Here is a 20,421-nt window from a genome sequence, read left to right on the forward strand (position 1 = left end):
CTAGTCCTTTTCTTATTTATGAGGTGATTAAAGTGACAATACGCACGAGCTTACATATAGAGTACGCAGGACAAGCCAGCAATAATTTCGGAATTGTTAATGTGAATAAGAATGATGGTATGCAAGAAGAGCCCTATGTGAGTGGTCGAGAGATTATAGAAGTAAAAACCGCAGGAAGAGATAAACCCTATTTTCAAAAAATCAAAAAAGACTCTCTTAAAATCAAAGTTACACTAGCTTTTGAAGATGCTTGGGACGAGAACCAGTTTAGACAAGTTAAACGTTGGTTGATGAATCATGACTATTATCAACCTCTTATCTTTTCAGATGATCCAGAAAGAATATACTATGCGCTGGTTGTTGATAGTCCTGTTCTTTATCACAATGGAATGAATCAGGGTTTTATCGATGTACAATTCAACTGTAGTGACCCATACGCCCATTCTGCTGAACATCTATCCCAAGTTTATGAGTGGCGCGAGTCGCCTCTAGAATTTAGTGAGTCAGACTTTACAAAGGGCGCTCTTGATAATCTCATATTAAATAATCAAGGAAGCTTATCTACTGATCAAACAATAGTCAGTTGGATTAACATATCTCCAGTAATGACTTGGAAAGATTTATAGGAGGGAAATGAATGGCAGTACAAAACGGCGTAATGGTTTGGGGTAGTTCTCCTTTGAATCCACAGGTTACTATTACATTGAGTGTCAATGATGATTTCTCATTTAGTGTGGATGGAACTACTTATCAAATTGTCATCGATCAAGGAACATATGTCACAAGCAAAGAACATTTCACATCGGATCTGGTAGCTGAGGTAAACAAACAACTAAATGCTGTATCTGCACCAGTAAAAGCAAGATTGGGTGGAGTTTGTTGGGACATACATAAGGATGTGCTGATACTTGAACACAAAGATACGACATCACATCATGTAATAGATAATTTTGCTGGTACAGCGAAAGACACAATATTTGGAGAGGTACTAATGACTACACCTCCGAACTCACAATAGAAAGGAGGAAGTTGAATGGCAACAAGTACAAAAAACTTAGAATTAGTAATGCCAATTCTTAACGATGGAATACATCAAACAATCAATGATTTAGCAAATAATTTTAAGAAAATAGATGACGCTGCGGAACTATATATGAATAACCCTCCGACTAGTGGAAGCTGGAATCAAAATAAAAAAGTTTATAAGAAGCAACCAGTTATTGGTGACTATATAGGATGGATCAATATCAGATCTGGCGAAGCAGCTCATAAATGGACTCCACTAACCGCTTATACAGTGGGTAACACTATTGTTCCAAATTCAGACAATGGACACTATTATGAATGTACCCAGTCAGGTAGAAGTGGAGTTAATGACCCAAACTTTCCTACTACTTCAAATGGAGTTGTTAAGGACATTCTTGGTCATACGACTTGGCTACCCAATAAATTATACAACCTAAATGAAATAGTGGTTCCAACTCTTGATAACAATCGATTCTATCTATGTACAGTATCGGGAACTTCAGGCACAGCAGAGCCAAATTGGAGTCAGGTTGACGGAACTTCGGTTGATGATAGTGGAGTTGTATGGATTAGTTATCGCATTACAACATGGAAAGAAAAAGGAACATCAGCAAACTTTAGACCATTTGGAAAGATTGAGTAGGTGGTAATATGACTACTTGGGCTTATTTAGCAAAGTTTAAAGGATACTACACTTCTCAAGAAATTTCATTAGATCTTGACGGAGATAGTGCGTTAACAAGAATATCGTGGGACTCAATCACGCCAAGCGGAACAAGTCTAACTATTCAAACCAACCTTTCCTTTGACAATGGCGTGGTTTGGCAAGGTTGGAAAGAGGCGCTTAATGGTGGAGCAATACCTGACGCTGTAAGTGGTCAATCACTTAAGCACACAAAAATTAAATACAGAGTAATACAAGAAACGAATGATAAAAATGTTAAACCCACTTTATCTAAGGTTTCTTTTTATTTTGAGCCTGTAGTTGAATTCAACAACAAAGGAGATGTAGATATATCTCCTGAGATATGGATAACCAAAATTGGAAATGGTGATTTCACCATAATCAACACTACTAAAGGCAATGAAGAGTTTAAGTTTACAGGTTTAATTGATGGTGAAACTGTTTATGTAAATAATGAGAGTGAAGACATTGAAACCAGTCTTTCTGTTAAATACAGATACAAAGATTTCAATGACAACTACTTAAACTTTGATCAAGGACTAAACATTTTAAAAGTTCATGGTAATGCAAAGATTCAATATAGATATACATATAAATTCTTGTAAGGGGGCTCGTTTTGTTAGGACAAATTGATTTAAAAAAGAAGCCAATTAAACCCAGACTATTTATTGCAAAGCCAAACAGAGAAATTATCGGCAGATTGAATGAAGCGTTCAATATTAAACATAATGTAAAATTGACTTCTCTTAACGATATTACTTTCGACTTACCTTACGAGCTTGATAGACACAATAAGAAAATTAGAAACCCTAACATTGATAAACTCAAAGATAGATTTCTAGTATTGGTCAAGTTGGGAAAGATTGAAGAGTGGTATATGATCACCAATCCATCAGACAATATGAACGATGATAGTGACATTAAAACCATTTCTACATTCTCACTTGGTTTTGAAATAGCTGATAAGAATATCCACTATGTTAAATTAGAATCTAAGAATATGAAAGATGCGCTAAATACAGTTTTGTCAGAAACACTTTGGTCAATAGAATATATGGATGCTGATTTTGAGTTAACTCATCGTGACTTTGAATTTTCAAGTATTACTGCACTAGATGCTGTGTTTCAAATCGCAGAAACGTTTAATGCGGTTATAAGATGGAATACAAATAATAGAACAATATCTTTGATAAAACCAGAGTATACAGGTGTTAACAAAGGATTAAAATTCTCACATCGAAAGTATCTTAAGACCTTGGGTAGAGAAACTAAAGCCGATGAGATGGTAACAAGATTAAAAGCATTTGGTAAAGATGGAATGTCTATTGAGTCTGTTAATCCAACTGGGCAAAATTATATTGAAGATTTTAGTTACTTTACATATCCTTTTGAGCGCGATGCTAAAAAAAATGTAATTCAATCTAGTGACTATATGAGTGACAGCCTGTGTCATGCCTTACTTGATTATCAGAATTTAGTCGAAAGTAAGAAGGATCAATTCAGCAATTTACTCAAACAGAAGGAACAATTGAATACTTTGAAATCGACTAAAGATGCTGAAATGAGTAAGCTCAAAAATCAACTAACCAAAGTTATTGATACTAGGACGCTACAGCAATTTGATAATAATATGTGGTTTTATAAACATACTTACAATGGTACTAGTGTGGTTCACAACACGAAGCTCAGAGAGTCATATTCATACGTTATTATTTGTAAGACGTCAAATCCTTCAGTAATCACAATTAGAGTTGATGGTGTACAAAAGAATCTGACACAAGGGCAATGGACAGTATTGAGTAAAGTGAAGTCTAAAAGTTCAAATATTATTGAAGTAAATGGCAACGGGACGTCTGAGATATTCATACAAATTGCAAATACAACTGACTCTGAACATACTACTCCACAAAATGAAACTGCATTAGTAGATAAATATAGTCAAGATAATAAAGAGATGCAGATAACTGCTAAACAGGTTGAACTCGACTCCTTAATCAATCACATTAAAACAATAGATGTTCAAATCAAAGCGTTAATGGATATTATCTCAATTGAGAAAAACTTTACAACAGCTCAAATTCAAGAATTAAATCCGTATGTCATCACTAAGGAATACTCTGATGAAAATCACTTTGACCCTAAAGAGTTATTCAAAAATGCTAAAGAAAAATTTGAAGAAATGCGTAAACCTCAATTGGTAATTAATATCGATATTGTTAACTTTCTCGAAGTCGTAGAAGAACAAAGAAATTGGCATAAATTAGTCTTAGGTGATGAAGTTACAATCGAATATGAGAAAATGGGAATCAAAGTAACGGCTAAAATAATTGGAATAAGTTATGACTATGAAAATATGAATATTAACTTAACTATCGCCAATGTAAAAGAGATTTCTGATACGTACAAGAAATTTGAAGATTTTATTAAAAAAGGTACAAGTACATCCACAACCATTGACTTAAATAAAAACAAGTGGACAAAGACCATATACAGTACAAATGAAATTAGCGAAATCTTAGAACGTTTTTGGGAAAAAACAACTAACGAAATTAATATGGCAAGTAATGAATTTGTAACACTCGATAGGACAGGACTGACAATTATCGATCCTAATGATCCTATGAGATTCTTGAGAGCCACACATGGTGCATTAGCACTCACAAGGAGTGGAGGAATCCGATATGAGACTGCAATAACTGCCGATGGTATAATTGCAGAACGACTAATGGGCAAAATTCTTTTAACAGAACGAGTTGTTATTGGTGATGATGATGGGATCTTAGAAATATCAGGTGCAAAAGCAGTCATCACAGATAGATGTTCGCGCGAAGTGATGAAATTCGGTTTAATTGGTGAAAAACCTGATCAATTTGGTATTTTATTGAATCGGTATGGTGGTGTTGAATGTGACAATAAAGAAATCATTAATCGTGTTTATTTAGAAAGAGATAACGGGCTAACACTTGAACGTAAAAAAGGAACTGGATATGATAAAACTCTTTACACTTCATTAGATGGTGACTTATTTATGAAGGGTAACTTTCAAGCTGGTGAAGGTGAAAGAATCTTTAAAGTAACTCATGATGGGTTTCAATTGGGCGGTTCTGTTTGGGAAACAGCTCCTCTTCATGCTGATATGTATGGAAACGTTTGGATGAACAAGTTGTTTGCAGATACTGCTGAGATTAAAAATTCATGGTTTAAAGATGGACACATTAGAGGATCTGATTTAATTATTGGTGATGAAAATAGCAATAAGTCATTTAGAGTATTTCCTAATATCGGTATTTGGGCAGGACATGTAAACTTTGATTCAGCGCCATTTTCTGTTGATTTGGATGGAAATCTTAAGGCACATAAAGCAATTTTCTTTGGTAAAGCTGGCAAAGTTTTAATTGATACTGAAAATGGATTTATTGACTTTGGGAATTTTGATATTGGTGGTATTGCTCGACTAGCAGCAGACTTAATTACAGCTAAAATGATTGTTGCAGATGAAGGGTATATCAATGATTTAACTGTCAATAAGTTGAAAACTTTAGGAGTTGAGAGAAACGTTGGTGAGTATGTTGATTACATCGACATTAAGGATAATATTGCCGCATGGAAGACTTCAAAGGTAACAAAAAAAGAACAAGCCAAAGACTCCAAAGGAAGACTTTTATACTTTACTGATAGTAAAAAACAATTGGTAACAACCGAGAGTAGTCCTTATCCTTTTTATTCTTACACATTCGATAAAAATGAGAATTGGAATAAGAAAGAGATATTCTTTGAAGGAAATGGCAGAGATTCATTTCCTATTGTTGCTGATGGTGTCGGAGATGGAGTCAAAACAGACGCAAATGGATTCAGACTAAAAAATTCTGGCAGGGGCTATCAAAAAAAGCCAAATGGCGAATACTCTATTGAATACTATCGTAGTCAAAATGGTGATGAACGAAGCATTAGAATGAGAGACGAAGGTCTATTTATTAAATCTCTAGAGAATAAAATAAATCTAGAATGTAAGGATTTCAAACTTTTTTCAGATAATGGCTCCGTTCTCGTTGAACTAAATAATGGCTCTACTTTCAAACTTGATAGTAACGGCTTAAATGCAGACATTCAAGGCAAAATAAAACTAAAAGCAACTGGTGGAATTGAAATTGAATCAGGCGCAGAATTTAATCTCAAAGCAGCTAGTAATATGAAGTTGTCGGGAGCCAAAATTGATCTCAATTAATTACAATTAACTTAACTTTATATCAGAACATTCCGATATAAGTTATAATAGAATTATATAATCTTATATCGGGGGTTCAAAATAATGAAAAAATATATTATTGGGTTTGTATGTGGAGCTTTAGTATTCTCGGCTACTTCTGCATTTGCAAGTAGTTCGGTTACAGCTACGCTCGAAAAGTTTAACTTGCTTGTAAATGGTGAGAAAAAAGCATTAGACAAACAAATGATTACAGTTGATGGAAGTAGTTACATGCCTGTAAGAGCTATTAGTAACATGCTGGGATACGAAGTACAGTTTGATTCTAGTTCTGAAACAATCTCACTAGCAAATGACGGAAAAAAATATATTCAGTCAAAAGAAGAAGTGACAAAGCAGGAGGATAAAAAGCCATTGAATGCTACTGGTAGTTACATTAAGGATTTGAAACAAAAATATTCCAAAGATGATAAGTTGAATGTTGGTTTGGTAAAAGCAGCAGTTACTAAAGGGGAATTGACAGTTAACAGTCAAGATGAGGTAAGTGGTGATTCATTGTTGATTCTTAGTATTAGAGAGAGCAACTCAGATATATTTTTATATCTAAAGGAAAATGGAGTAGATCCAGTACTACCAAATAAAGAAGGTAAAACACCATTACATATAGCAACTATCACAAAAAACGGGTTTATGATGGATGAGCTTTTAGAAAGTTTCAAAGTAAAATCCAGAATAAAAGACAATGATGGTAAAATGCCTATTGATTATACAGAAAAAAGTGAAATTGAGTATTCTAACTTAAGAGGTTACAAAGAATAGCATATTCTCTAATAGAAGACTTTCCTCAATCGGAAGTCTTTTCTCTATTTTAAAAATAAAAAATGAGTTATCATTGTTTAAATCCCATGCTTCTGATATATTGATTATGAAACAGATATGTCATCTGTTGTGATACTGACTATTCCTCATTTTGCAATATTGAGAAGTGTTAAATTGGAAGAAGGGTATTTCCTAAATGTTTTCTATTCTTCATTCCACACAATTGTGGAGCGAGATAAAGTTGAATCTCTCAAATAGAGGAGTGTTAATGTGTCACCTGAAAATCTTTTGAAATTAGTCGAAAAGAAGAAACAGTTAACTCCTCAAACAAAGAGTGAGATGATCAAAGCAGGAGGATCGATTATGATTAACCATAAGGTTGATGATGAAGTGGTGACTGTATCTAAACCAATCAGACCAACTACAGCCATTTTTGGATCATCTACTGATAAAAAGGAATTTGATTGTTATGCAATGCAACAGAAGAAAACTGAAAGTGTTGGCATGGATAACATTAGAGAAATGATTCGTGATTACCATGATAAATAGGAAGTAGGTTTCACACATGAGATTGTGATTAAAAAAAGGAATTTAACATTCAATATGTGTCATATATCTGATTTTTTAAGAAAAAAATCTCTACATTTAGGAAAAATGTGGTATCCTATTATTACCAACCAAGAGTGGACATACGCATGATAAGATGAATTCCTACATAAACCAATAAATCTACTCATATACATCTTACTAGGAAACTAGGAGGTGTATTATGAGCAAAGATAAGGAGGATAAAGATATGGCTACAGCACTTAATCAGAAGTATGCTCATCTAAAAGATAAGCTAAACAAGATAAGCAAGTCAGCGCCTATTTTATCTGGGAAAGATAACATGATTGAAATTAATCCAAAAAATCCTCATCACAAAGAGTGGTATGATAAAGATCATTATAAAGGTGAGTGATTTTTAAACGTGGCAGATAATCCTTCAATTTCAGAGGTTTGGAAAACAAAGATATATTATAAGGGTACTTCTGGATCAGGTAAAATACGTCCTGTATTAGTTGTTAACTATGAGGAAGATAGTGACTTGTATACAATTCAAGAAATCACCTCTGTTGAACCAAAAGAACCACCAACGCATTATGACGGGCTTAAGCAAGTTATTTCAAAATGGAAAGAAGCAGGACTTGATGAAAAATCTTATGTGAAATGCTCACATACAAATACACATAAGATAGGGAGAGTTCGTTTAAGAGGCTATATTGGCATTCTTGACGAAGAAGATTTCGAAACTATTATTGAAAGAATCTATGAAGCAAAAGCCCGACTAACTGAAATCAATGATTAAAATGGTCACTCCTAATCGAGTGGCTTTTTTATATTCCCATGAAATTACCATTTCATTGAGAATTATGAATTAACAAGACGGAAAAAACGGAAGTATAACGAAGATATGAGGAGGTAGACTCATGGCAGGAGCAGCCTATGATGGTCTTCCCATAGCGCAATCAACAAGCTATGGATACATAAGCTATACATATAAAGTTTGGAATCCATATAATAATCCATATGATTGCGGTACTGATGAACACCCTCGAACATGCTACAGAGGAGGATATGATGAGTATCAAGACAACTCTAACGCAATAGTTAATGGCACGGTTAAATCAAGCACTTCGAATGTATACATTAATGGTAGAGGTGCAGTTACAATAGGAGATTCAACCATTGAATCTTGGACTAACTCAGGATTTACGCCAATATTTGTTAGTGCGAGTCCGGGTCAAAATGGAAGTGGAAACGGTTCTGTTACAGGTGGCTCATCAAATGTATTTGTCAATGGTAGACAATTAGCCACAAATGGCTCCTCGACTAGTACTTGTGTTAATACTACATCTACCATTAACGGTGGTAGCAGCAATGTATTTGTGAATTAAAGGAGGTGAATACATGCCATTGTTGCAAACATATGATCATTTTAACGATCCATTAAAAATCGTGTGGCGCTCTGGAAAAGCAGACGATCCTTACATACCACGTTCAGACTTCTTGCCAATCATCAATGGTAGAATAACATTGCTTGAGATACCAGCAAAAGAACAACGGGTAAAAATTTCTGGCTTTACTGAAATCAATCAAGATGTATACGAAAGACACAACACACTTCAACCATATGAGTTCTTAGTTGATTATAATGTTGGAGATATTCACTTTCATCCATCTAACGAAGGTAAATCTCTAATGTGTGAAAGCTTTGGTCGTGGAATTATCCTATATCCCGCCTCTCGTATTTACGCGTTAGTCGAACGTAGTCCAGATATTGTTAAAACATTACAAGACATCATTGATGAAGCATTGCAAAGATTAAAAGATACTGAATTAGCAATTGGCTTGTTGAATCAAGTTATAGAAAAAGCAAATACAGCTACAAATAATGCGAACATAGCAACAGATAACGCCAAACAAGCTACATTTGAAACACTAATGGCTATTAAAGCAGCCTTAAATGCTGCTGCTAGTACAATCATGATTTACAAAGATCCAGTTTCTAATTTTAAAGACATTAAAACCAAATATCCTCTTCCTGAAAATGGATGGAGGGTCATGGTTTCTGAAACTGGTGATATCTATCGGTTTGATGGAGTAATTACAGGTCAGTGGCAACTTATTGACAACTATCTAGGTGGTTCAATCCCTTTTGCGTCTGAAACAACAAGTGGGCTATTGAAAAGTGATAATTACAAGGACTTCATATTTCGAAGAGTCCTTTTTTTAATGCCTAGTGTTCAAAGATCGGGAGTCCAAGGATATCTAGTCCAGTTTCCCCATAATGGCGAAATTACTAAAGTCTCTGGTTACTGTACACAAGCAGGTTCAAATCAATTGAAGTTACATATTGAGAAAAACTCAGAGAAAGACTTTAGCGATAATGAAAAATGGACATCTATCTTTTCTAAAGAATTAGTATTTTCACCAAACAGTTTAAAGAGTAATGATCCTGTTTTCATTAACAAACAAGTAGCAAAAGGTGATTATTTTAGAATTAACCTGTCTGAATTAGATTATAACTTTAAAGGGATCACTATCCAAATTGATATTAAAATAAAATAAGTATATTTTATAGGAGGAATACATAATGGCAAATCAGCCGCAAGTAAGATGGTTTAATTCTCAAAATACTGCACAGGTCGATAATTGGAACATTGGTACAGTAGATGCAGGATCAACATCACCAGAGACAACATTACTTATTTGGAACAATAGAGGCGGAACAACAGTCGCATCCGACATGAAAAATGTTACCATTACCACTAAAGACAGCAAAGGTGACAACACAGGTGAGCTAGTAACTGATAAATGGATTAAGGTTAAAGTGGCTACGATGTCAGAAACTTCTTTTACTCCAATTGGTGGAGAAACAACTAAGTCAATTAAAGCTGGTGGAACTACTGCTGCTGGAACAATTAGTGGAGCAATAAATGATGGAACTACAACTAATGCACTTAACAACTTTGCAAAGGTAACATTGATTGCTGAACCTTCAGCTACTGCAACAGCAGGAAATGTTGATTTCTTGCTTCGTGTAGCATATCAATATAGTTAAATATAAAAAAATACATTTCTGTTAAATAGTCTAGAGCTCATCTATTTGGTGGGCTTTTTTCTATTCTTCAACAATACAATGATGGAGGTTTTAACTTGAACAATAATATATTTTTGAATAGTCCAGTAGATGGTCAATCATTCATTTGGATGGCAGCATATCAAGATGGAACATTTCTTTCCGAATTCAATTATGACAATCTAGAAGCCAATGATTTTTATTCTATTGATAAAAACAATCTGGTTCGTTTCGGTTTAGTTGGGTATAGTATGAACCATTACTTTGAAGTCAATAGTGGAATATTTAAAATAGCAGGTCAAAGATTTGAAATAGCTTATGTTGTTGGTGAAAAAGAGTACTCACTTACAGGACAAAACATTACGTACAACGATATCATTACCTATAAAAATGCTTCAACAACGATTAATATTAATGGAGGTCAACAGGAACCACCAAGAATTGATCAGTACAACCTTGGTTACAAGATCAATTTAAACATAGATAATGTTAATTTTTACTTTAAACCGATACTTTGCATGCCATATGGCGAACCAGCATATATCAGTGTTCATTTAGTTTCAGATCAAGATTTGAATGGAAAGTTATGCATAAAGAAGAGTGGTGCTGCTTTTGAAGAAATTGATGCTCCTATGGAAGCAAATGAAGCTTACAAGGTAAATTGGGAGTTGAAGATATAGTGGCAATTATTAAAACAGAGACATTGAATTTGGATTTCAATAAAGGATTCAGAACCAATGTAGAAATTGTTAATGGAAGGGTACAGTTGGAGGTTGTAGGTACTAGCTTAGTTCCTTACAAGGAAAGTAACATTCCTAAAATGACATCAAACACAACTCCAAGCGGCACAGCAACTGCAAGTGCGGCATATTATCCAGCTTGGCATGCATTTGATAGAAATGACATTACATATTGGAGGGGAGACACTACGCCACCAGTGGGAGGTCATTGGATAAAGTATGATTTTGGATCTAATGTGGTAAAACAAATAGAAAAAATAGCAATTACTGCCAACACATCATCAGGCACTGATGTTGGTATAAAGACTTTCAACTTATCTGGAAGTAATGATGACATTAATTTTAATATGATTTATTCCGATGTTCACCCTAATTCAACAGAGAGAGTAGAGTATAATTTTATAAATTTAAATAAGTACAAGATATATAAATTAACTGTTCTAGATAGCTATGATAACAGGGGATACACTTCAATTAAAGAAATAGAAATGAGAGAGTACAAAAATGAATACTTCTATTCACCTTCTGGAACAATTGAATTTCCATCAATCGATTTAGGCTCACATTTTAAACAAATCAATTCAATCTCAGCCATTAAGAATATTCCAGAAGCTACAAGTTTAAAAATATTTACTTCTACATCTAGAAACAATATTACATACTCAGATTTCTCCTTATTGAATAATGACACTGGTTTAATTACATCACCACAAGGGAGATATATAAAGATAAAAGTTGAATTTCTTGGGGATACGAAAATAATCGATAAAGTTATAAATGATTTTTTTGTTGGAGAGGAAAGCCAGTTTCAACACAATGATTTAATTATGTTTGATGGAAGTTTACGATTAAAAATCAACTATTCAAATGAGATGATCAGGGATATTAGTTGGTCAGAAGAGGGAAAATTATTTAGGAAACCATTGAACAAAACAAAGCTCAAGAAAATAAATACCATTAGAGTAAGGATTGATGAATAATGAGTGTGCCAGCTACCAATGGAAAATTAAGAGCAAGCTTAAAAGGAATGAAGATCGGTGATTACATTGTCTGTAAATATGTTGGTCAACCAAATGGTAACCTTGGAACATTTAGTGAATTGGGGGCAAGTACAGCAAATGAAATTCCAATAGTTTTGCCAGGTATATCAAATGGTAGCTTCTATTTTATTAAAGTAGCTAAAGGATTATTGATTGCTGACAGAGTAGTTCATTCTACTAGTTGGGAATCTCTAAATGTGGCGAAATTAATTCAAGGGCTTCCTTGGCTTACAGGAAGCATCATCCGTTCTATAACAGGTGGTGTAGCTTACGCAGATGCAAATGGAAATATCTCTACTACTGATAAAGGATTTGGCGCATTTCCCACTAATAATGAGTGGGATAAATACATTGCAAATTTTCCTATTCAATTAATTCAAAATGGAAAGACATCAGATGATGTATTTAATTGGAGTAAAGCAATAACTAGGTGTCAAGAAACACCTATTTTAAGTATAGTAGCTTCAAGTTATAGAGTTGCTAGACCTTATGATTCGAAAAAAGTAATGAGTTGGGGTAATTATGTTACATCTGCTTCTTTCCAAGGTCATGGTTTACGACCAGTATTAGAATACAAAGAATAATGGGAGCGATTAGATGGCAATTGTCACGGATTTATCAAAAATGAATATTGGAGATAAAATCATATGTTCATATGTAGCAACATCAAATGCAATTGGAGCATTTTCAGAATTAGGCACATCGATTAAACCGCCTATTCCTCCAACTTCATCAACAACTCCAAATGGCTCTTTTTACTTTATATATGTAGATAATGATCATTTGGGAAGAAAAATATTGATTGCTGATAGAGATGTTCAGATTGGCATTTCATGGGATACACTGAATACAAGTGGTATAAGTTCTGGATCGGGTTTGCCCATAAGTATAGATAAAATAGAAAAAAAACAATTAACTATTCGAATTCCAACTGGCGGTGTATCAGAATTTGATACAGATAACGAATGGGATAATTATATACTTAACTCAACACTTGATAAAGACATGTGGATATGGACTAATACTAATCGAGTATCATGGAGTAGCAGCACTATCAATGGAAAGCAAAAAACAGATCTTAGAATGACTCGTGGAAGTAAAACACTTAATACGTATGGATGGACAGATACAAAAGATACAGGGTTGTATATGGGTTTCCGACCAGTTTTGTTATATGAAACGCTTCTACTACATAAAACATTTATTCTAATGAATGGTGAGTATAAGAAGTGGATAAATGGTGTATCTGAAAGTGGTGGATATTTCGCAAAAAATTCTATACCAATCATGACAAGCAATACGACTCCTAGTGGTATTGCAAGTGCAAGTAGTAGTTATAATACTATTTTTTATGACTCATGGGTGGCATTTGATAATTCTACTGCTTATGGATGGCTTTCAGCAAATGGACAGACTACAGGATGGGTGACATACGAATTTACAACAGCCAAAAAAATAGATGCATATAGGGTAAAATCAACTGGAACTGTTGTTAGTATAGAATTGAATGCTCATCCTAAAGATTGGACTTTCGAGGGTACAAATGACGGTACGAATTGGGTGGTATTAGACATACAAAAGGAGCAATCATTTTTAAGTCCCTCAGAAATAAAAAGTTTTATAATACCAAACCCCAATTTCTACAAGAAGTATAGGATTAATATAACCTTGAACAATGGACATGCACGTTATGTTGGTTTTGGAGATTTAGAGATGTATGAAAATACACCATACATTCCAGCCACGCCACCTTCATGGAAAACAATTTCGACAACATTGCCTTCTGTAGACACTTTTAAAAGTGATGGAATGGATGACCTTTCATTACTAGATAGGAAACTAACAAACTTCACATTTCCAATGGATGACAATGGAGCAGCTGGACAAGCTTCAGGTAAAGGAAAACTGTTTAAAGAGAATATTGACTTAAAGAGGTTTATTGATATAAAGACAATCAGTGTGAAGTAGGATACTAAAGAATAATAGTAGAAAAAATAAGCCATCCAATAAATACTTGGCACGACTTTTTTATAGATTATGAATGAAATTTTGATATTGATTATTATTTATTTTCGAATAGGAGAATGAGGAAAATGGCTTATATAGTAAATGCTATTCCTGTCATGACATCAAATACTACTCCAAGTGGTGAAGCTAGTGCGAGTGGCGTTTATGCTCCAACTTATAGTGTTTGGAGTGCTTTTAGTGATAATGGTTCAGGATGGTTGGTTAATGGGGTATTAACTGGATGGATTGCATATGAATTTAATGAACCTAAACTTATATTTAGATATGCAATTGGAAACGATACTACTATGTATAATCCTAAAAGTTGGGTTTTTGAAGGAACTAATGATAATGTCAATTGGTTTCAACTGGATTCTCAAACCAATGTTTCACCGTGGGATAATGGGAGTGGACTTATTTTTAAGTATTTTGACATATCTAAGCCGCAATATTTAAAGAAATATAGAATTAGAGTAACCACTGGAACTCCAAACGGTAGCTACATTAACTTGGCAATTAAGAGAATTGAAATGTTTGAACTTAAATATGAAAATAGAATCTTACTTTCATCTGAAAATAAAAACATTAAATCTATTAAAGTAAATAATATAAACACTACTTCAGAATCAACAGTTATACCAAAGATGAATTCTACAAATATTCCAAGTGGTTTAGTTGAGTCTTACCCCGCAGGTCAAAATGGTTCCTACTATAATTATAATGCATTTAATGGAAATACAAATGGATGGGAGTCTCCAGTTGGAAATATTGTTGGTTGGATTGGTTATACATTCTTAAAAGCAATTTGCATAGGGAAGTACTCATTCACAGCAAATTGGGTAGGCGAAGGGGCAAAAAATTGGACTTTCGAAGCAAGCAACGATGGTGTTATATGGACAATACTAGATACTCAAACCAATGTAACATGGATTCAAAATGTAGTTAAGGAATTTCCCATTAATAATAAGACAAAATATATGAAATATAGGATAAACGTTACTCTCAATAATGGGAGTAACGCCATAAGTGTTGCAAATGTTAGCATGTTCGAGCGTAAAAATATTTACGATTCAGTAGTGAGATTACAAACTAACAACGAAAGCGATTTTATTAAATATGGAATAGCAGCGAGTACTCCAAACAGTCTTAATTTCTTCGACAAAGTGATAGATGTCATTTCTGATAATACAGCATTAGGTTCTGGAAAAACTTATGAACATTTAATTGACTTAGCAAATAATAAAGTAAATAAGATTTCGTTTCAGTAAGTAAACAAGTAAATTGAAGAAATATATATATTTATTCTAAGAGGAGAGTGAAACAATGGATGAATTAAGAGTTTCTCCAATAATGACAAGTGATACATCTCCGTCACCTTATATTGTAAGTGCGAGTAGTGTTTATAATACGTCATGGTATCCTGCATGGAAAGCCTTTGATGGTGGATTTTCGCCAACTGATTCTCATTGGGTATCTAACGTATTTCCAAGTTGGTTAATGCTAGACTATGGGAGAAAACAAAGGGTAGATAAATATAAAATACAAGTAAATTCAGATATTTTAAAATCACCAAAAAACTGGACTTTTGAAGGGTCTAATGATAGTTTCGTCAAAGATATTGATATCTTGGATACTCGGACAAATATAGCGTGGAAGAGTAGTGAAATCAAAATTTTTGAAGTTTTATCACCAAAAGAATATAGATACTATAGAATTAAAGTAACAGCAAATAACGGCGATACTTATTTATATATTGTAGAGCTAAGTATGTATATTAATATTTCGAATAAATTCTTGATTTCATCGGGGGATGGGAAGACACATAGTATTCAGATAACAAGTGGGAAAAGTGAGGTTCCTAAAATGACATCCCCAACGAGTCCATCTGGTGAGGTTACCACATCAAATACATATACACCAGATGGTCATTATAGAGCATTTGATAATGATGATACTACATTTTGGCAAACAAACTCACCATCAATAAATCAATGGATTCAGTATAAATTTGTCAAGAAAACTGTGATATCATCATTTGCATTATTGATAAGCCATTTACCATATGCCCCAAATAACTTTAAATTACAAGGTTCTGATGATGGAATAGTTTTCACAAACTTGGGTGAAGAGTTTTCAGTAACAGATTGGGTTGTAAAAACAAGAAGAGTTTTTGAAACTAAAAACAAAACTCCTTATTTGTACTATAGAATACTCACATTATCAACTAATAGCGGGAATGTAATTAGAATTGATAGTATTGAATTGATATCACCTAGAGTATATGAGATTAAAGAAATTCCATCTCAAACTGAACAAGATTTCATCAAATATGGTATGGATAGAGTAACTATACTAGACTTAAATGAAGAGATAGTATTAAAATCATTTGTTGATTCGAACCAAACCACACTTGGTTCTGGGAAAGTGTTTAGTCAAAAAATCAATACATCTAAAATACCAATTAAGAAAGTATCAATCACATAATAATTGTAAATGAAATGATTGTTTTAATGAGAAAGGAGAGACGAACATATGGCAACTGTAAACGTAACATTAAACCCTAATGACACAGGCATAGGGAATGTATTGTCGAATGGAAACCTAACAATTACTAATACAAAAGTATATTCATCTGTTCGTGCTACCCATGGTAAAACAAAAGGAAAATGGTATTGGGAAGTTAAGTGGAACGCTGGCGCTATAAGTTCGATTATAGGTGTAGCTAATAAAACATATAATATTAATACAGGAATGAATACCGATCTGAATGTGCGCTCTTATGCTGGAAATGGAGGTTTTAAGTATCCTGAAAACACAAAATACGCAGACGGATGGTTAATTGGTGATGTGATAGGAGTAGCTTTAGATTTAGATAAATATTCACTTACTTTCTATAAGAATGGAGTAAATATGGGCATATCCCATACTAATCTAAATGTATTGGGCGAGGTATTCCCAATGATATCTTCAATGGAAACTAGCTCAAAGACACTTACAGTAAATTTTGGAGCAACTCCTTTCGCATATCCTATTCCAAGTGGTTTTAACCCATACATTGGATATGATATTAATAGGATTTTAATTTTTAATAACAACTATTTAAAATATGTTTCTGAGTCTTGGTTAACAATAACATCTGACTCTCCAACAGAAAGTGATTATTTCAATGGTAATACCACTGAAGAGATGGCTTTAATCCCAGAATCAGCATGGTCAAAACTTATAGGAGATGTTGAATTATGTTACTACACTGATAATCTATCAAAAACAGAAGCATCATTTAACATTGAAACAGAACCCTTTACTCTTGCTGAAGAATGGGAAGATAAGACAATCAAAGTCATTGAATATACAGACGATCTATCTCAAACTGAATCAACAGTTACATTCGAAACGGAACCATTTTCAATCTATGATGAGTGTGGAGATAGCGTAGATGTTTTGTATTATACAGATGATCCAAGCAAAAAATCTGTTGAATTAAATGTTTCAACTAACTATAGTCCACTTGATGAATTAGAAGATCCTGAACTCATTGTATGGACTAACGATACAAGCACTACAACCAAACAATTAGATATAAGTGCAATACCAAGACCGCAATTGGTTATTCCAATGAAGGATATAGATATTAAAAGTGATTCACAGAAACTGGTATTAAATGTGGTACAGTTTGGATTAAACCCAACAACCAAATCGATTAAGGTAATCTGTAGCGTAGATCAAGGAGTAACTTGGAAGACGTTTAAAAATAAAAAATGGAAAAATATTAATATTGGAGATTTAGCAAATGTGAAGAGAAACGGAATAGCACCATCTGAATTCAACTTGATAAGCATGTTAGATTGGATTAAGTTATCTCCTATTAAAAGAATTAGGTTCGCGTATTATCTCGAACAAGATGATGTAATTGATGATATTAAAATCGAATCACTGATTTCTACAGAGTCTTCAACAACAGAAACGCCAGCTCTTAATTCATTGTCCATCATTTACGATGAACTTGATAAGAAATACTCGGGACTTATGTTTATGGACACGACGCAGCAATACTATACAAGTTCTATTGGTGAGATTCTAAAATATTTAGACATGGGAACTCTTATTGCAGGTCAAACATCCCTCGACATAAAAGTAAAACTTTCTAATACATATCCATTTGATGTGAAAAATATTAAACTATGGTCTGAGCATAATATAAATGGATTATCAATAGAGTTAAGTAAGCAAACTAATCCTTTCATTGCAGAAAGTGAACTGTTTTATGAACAGGAAATGAAATTCGATAGTGTTATTGAGTTCTATGTTCGATTGGTTGTAGATTCGACTGCTAAAGCAAGTAGTGGGAATTTTGATGTTCGTGTAAGTGCTGAACCAATTTAATTCCAATACAATGGAATAGGAAGTGATTATTTCTGACAGATGTATTTGATAACATTCAAGGGAGGTTGGTCATAACTCCCAAAAATAGAATGACAGGTAAATTTAATGTTATTGGTGTAGATAAAAGTAATTTAACTTCATCAATTAGCGTGAAAAAGCACAATAACATATATGGTAACTTAAAAATATATAGTGACTTTGTTATTGTTGATCCATCGTTCCCTCCAACACTAGGTAATCAACGAAGAGGAACAATGAATGTGCTATATCGTAACGACTTGAGTAGTAGCATTCAAATCTCACCAAAGAATAGAATGGTTGGTATTGTTGATGTAGCTCTAAAACCTAAGTATACTGTAAAACTATTTCCTGTTAAGGATGCTTTTGTTCGAGAAAGTGTTCCGACTCTTAATTATGGATCTGAGCAATCTATGCTTGTGGGGTACAACCCTTCATTTCCCGAGAGATATCGTTCTTTTTTAGAATTTGATTTAAACCAATTACCTAAAGATATAACGGTAATTGAATCAAAACTAAATCTTTATAGCTACAACGTAAAACAACCGCATCAAATAGGTCTATTTTCGTCAGTCGAAAAATGGACTGAACGAGGCGTAACGTGGGCAACTCAACCTAATAGTGGAGCATTACTTGATATTCAAACTTCAGGAAGTGAAGTGGGATTATTAACTTTTGATGCTTCTGAGAAAGTTAGACAGTGGCATAACAATGAAGAGGATAATAATGGATTTACTCTAAAAGCAATGAATGAAACTGTACCTAGACAATTACAGTTTTACACAAGAGAGAGTGTAGACAACCAACCTTACCTTGAAATTACATATGAAGAAAATGTAGTATACAGTAGTGGTAGAAGTGAATTAGAATCTAAATTATTTGTATCATACAAAGACAAGAAAGAAATTACAGCACGGATCTTCATTCCAAGCCAAAACGACAAGTTCAACTTTGATGCAAGAATTCACGTATTCAATCCAAATTATTATATGGAATCAAGCATCAAGACCAATAAACCATTTATTGGTTCGAAGCTTAAGATTAGACAAAGTGATTCGAGTAAGATTGATTCTAATCTGATTGTCAGACAGAAGCAAATCAGTGAAATAAATAATAAGATTGGAATAAATTATCCTTCACTGGTCAGTCGATTGTTCATTCCATATTCTAACACTATCGAATCTAAGTTGACTGTCCGCAAGACTAAATGGTCAGACACTCCTTCAAGCCTGAGAGTAAACAGAAGAGAAACAAGAGCAACAATTAAAATTCCTTATCGTTCTAATATTCCATCGGATATAACTATTCGAAAAGGTTTTGATCAAAAACTAACAAGTAAGATCACTGTCAATCGAAGAAATGTACTTGGAAAGATATCAATCATAGCAAAGTCTGACAAAGAGATTAATGGTAATTTATTTGTCATGGGTAACAAAAAGACTGAGGTAAATAGCTCTATCTTTATTAACCGCAGAGAAGTATCGGGACATATCGATGTGGTTTTAAGCAATAAGATTGAGAGTACTCTTACTGTTAGAAGAACAGAGAACACTGAAATACCTTCCAATATTTTTGTACCATATCGTGACAATATCAAAGGATCACTTGAGGTTACATATGCCGACATGATTATAGGTAATTTATACATAATATCTGGATATCTACGATCAAATATTATTATCCCTGCATATGAAACAGCAGACATAAGAGGTCGTTTAACTGTTCGTGTAAAATGGATCAATGACATACGAAGTACAATTAATATTGATAGTGATAATATTGAAGGTGGATATGTACTTATAATTTAATACCCAATGAAATATCACTTTCATGGGGAATTATGCAAGAAATAACCCAATGTTTATAAGGGTTTTAAA

At 33.6% G+C, this 20,421-nt stretch carries 20 protein-coding genes; all 20 read left to right on the forward strand.

Features of this window, described 5'->3' with window-relative positions:
• The first annotated feature begins 32 nt into the window (after window positions 1–32).
• The 20 genes from NV379_RS02685 to NV379_RS02780 all read left to right on the forward strand — a co-directional run bounded on the left by NV379_RS02685 (window position 33) and on the right by NV379_RS02780 (window position 20,352).
• Window positions 33–626, forward strand: coding sequence for a distal tail protein Dit (locus NV379_RS02685; protein ID WP_258205721.1), 594 nt, complete (start codon window positions 33–35; stop codon window positions 624–626).
• Between the two features lie 11 nt (window positions 627–637).
• A complete protein-coding gene (locus tag NV379_RS02690) occupies window positions 638–1,018 on the forward strand; it encodes a hypothetical protein (protein WP_258205722.1) in 381 nt (126 codons plus the stop codon).
• 15 nt (window positions 1,019–1,033) lie between these two features.
• Window positions 1,034–1,669 carry a hypothetical protein gene (locus NV379_RS02695; protein ID WP_258205723.1) on the forward strand — a complete coding sequence of 212 codons (636 nt, stop codon included), beginning with the start codon at window positions 1,034–1,036 and terminating at the stop codon, window positions 1,667–1,669.
• A gap of 8 nt (window positions 1,670–1,677) precedes the next feature.
• A complete protein-coding gene (locus NV379_RS02700) occupies window positions 1,678–2,316 on the forward strand; it encodes a phage tail family protein (RefSeq protein ID WP_258205724.1) in 639 nt (212 codons plus the stop codon).
• Window positions 2,317–2,327: 11 nt separating this feature from the next.
• A complete protein-coding gene (locus tag NV379_RS02705) occupies window positions 2,328–5,936 on the forward strand; it encodes a phage tail spike protein (RefSeq protein WP_258205725.1) in 3,609 nt (1,202 codons plus the stop codon).
• 84 nt (window positions 5,937–6,020) lie between these two features.
• Window positions 6,021–6,734 carry a stalk domain-containing protein gene (locus tag NV379_RS02710; protein ID WP_258205726.1) on the forward strand — a complete coding sequence of 238 codons (714 nt, stop codon included), beginning with the start codon at window positions 6,021–6,023 and terminating at the stop codon, window positions 6,732–6,734.
• Window positions 6,735–7,004: 270 nt separating this feature from the next.
• Window positions 7,005–7,283, forward strand: a complete 279-nt coding sequence (locus tag NV379_RS02715) for a hypothetical protein (protein ID WP_258205727.1) — start codon at window positions 7,005–7,007, stop codon at window positions 7,281–7,283.
• A 220-nt stretch (window positions 7,284–7,503) separates the two neighbouring features.
• On the forward strand, window positions 7,504–7,695 hold the full coding sequence (locus tag NV379_RS02720) for a hypothetical protein (protein WP_258205728.1): 192 nt from the start codon (window positions 7,504–7,506) through the stop codon (window positions 7,693–7,695).
• Window positions 7,696–7,704: 9 nt separating this feature from the next.
• Window positions 7,705–8,082, forward strand: a complete 378-nt coding sequence (locus NV379_RS02725) for a type II toxin-antitoxin system PemK/MazF family toxin (protein WP_258205729.1) — start codon at window positions 7,705–7,707, stop codon at window positions 8,080–8,082.
• Between the two features lie 121 nt (window positions 8,083–8,203).
• The gene (locus NV379_RS02730) at window positions 8,204–8,671 is read left to right on the forward strand and encodes a PAAR domain-containing protein (protein ID WP_258205730.1); all 468 of its coding nucleotides are present in this window, start codon (window positions 8,204–8,206) and stop codon (window positions 8,669–8,671) included.
• 13 nt (window positions 8,672–8,684) lie between these two features.
• Window positions 8,685–9,845 (forward strand): hypothetical protein, encoded by a 1,161-nt coding sequence (locus tag NV379_RS02735; RefSeq protein WP_258205731.1) that lies wholly within the window; start codon window positions 8,685–8,687, stop codon window positions 9,843–9,845.
• A 25-nt stretch (window positions 9,846–9,870) separates the two neighbouring features.
• A complete protein-coding gene (locus NV379_RS02740) occupies window positions 9,871–10,338 on the forward strand; it encodes a hypothetical protein (RefSeq protein ID WP_258205732.1) in 468 nt (155 codons plus the stop codon).
• A 95-nt stretch (window positions 10,339–10,433) separates the two neighbouring features.
• Window positions 10,434–11,036, forward strand: a complete 603-nt coding sequence (locus NV379_RS02745; RefSeq protein ID WP_258205733.1) for a hypothetical protein — start codon at window positions 10,434–10,436, stop codon at window positions 11,034–11,036.
• Complete coding sequence (locus NV379_RS02750; RefSeq protein WP_258205734.1) at window positions 11,036–12,076, forward strand: discoidin domain-containing protein; 1,041 nt, start codon at window positions 11,036–11,038, stop codon at window positions 12,074–12,076. Before NV379_RS02745 ends, NV379_RS02750 begins: the two co-directional genes overlap by 1 nt.
• Entirely contained in the window at window positions 12,076–12,720 is a 645-nt protein-coding gene (locus NV379_RS02755; RefSeq protein WP_258205735.1) for a hypothetical protein, read from the forward strand. Before NV379_RS02750 ends, NV379_RS02755 begins: the two co-directional genes overlap by 1 nt.
• A gap of 13 nt (window positions 12,721–12,733) precedes the next feature.
• On the forward strand, window positions 12,734–14,104 hold the full coding sequence (locus NV379_RS02760) for a discoidin domain-containing protein (RefSeq protein WP_258205736.1): 1,371 nt from the start codon (window positions 12,734–12,736) through the stop codon (window positions 14,102–14,104).
• Between the two features lie 125 nt (window positions 14,105–14,229).
• Window positions 14,230–15,411 carry a discoidin/SUN/FTP domain-containing protein gene (locus NV379_RS02765; RefSeq protein ID WP_258205737.1) on the forward strand — a complete coding sequence of 394 codons (1,182 nt, stop codon included), beginning with the start codon at window positions 14,230–14,232 and terminating at the stop codon, window positions 15,409–15,411.
• 55 nt (window positions 15,412–15,466) lie between these two features.
• A complete protein-coding gene (locus NV379_RS02770) occupies window positions 15,467–16,627 on the forward strand; it encodes a discoidin domain-containing protein (protein WP_258205738.1) in 1,161 nt (386 codons plus the stop codon).
• A 48-nt stretch (window positions 16,628–16,675) separates the two neighbouring features.
• Window positions 16,676–18,526: an SPRY domain-containing protein gene (locus NV379_RS02775; protein WP_258205739.1), complete on the forward strand. Its 1,851-nt coding sequence runs from the start codon at window positions 16,676–16,678 to the stop codon at window positions 18,524–18,526.
• Between the two features lie 89 nt (window positions 18,527–18,615).
• Complete coding sequence (locus NV379_RS02780; protein WP_258205740.1) at window positions 18,616–20,352, forward strand: DNRLRE domain-containing protein; 1,737 nt, start codon at window positions 18,616–18,618, stop codon at window positions 20,350–20,352.
• The last annotated feature ends 69 nt before the right edge of the window (window positions 20,353–20,421 follow it).

Source organism: Paenibacillus radicibacter (assembly GCF_024721995.1).
Lineage (GTDB): Bacteria > Bacillota > Bacilli > Paenibacillales > NBRC-103111 > Paenibacillus_AM > Paenibacillus_AM radicibacter.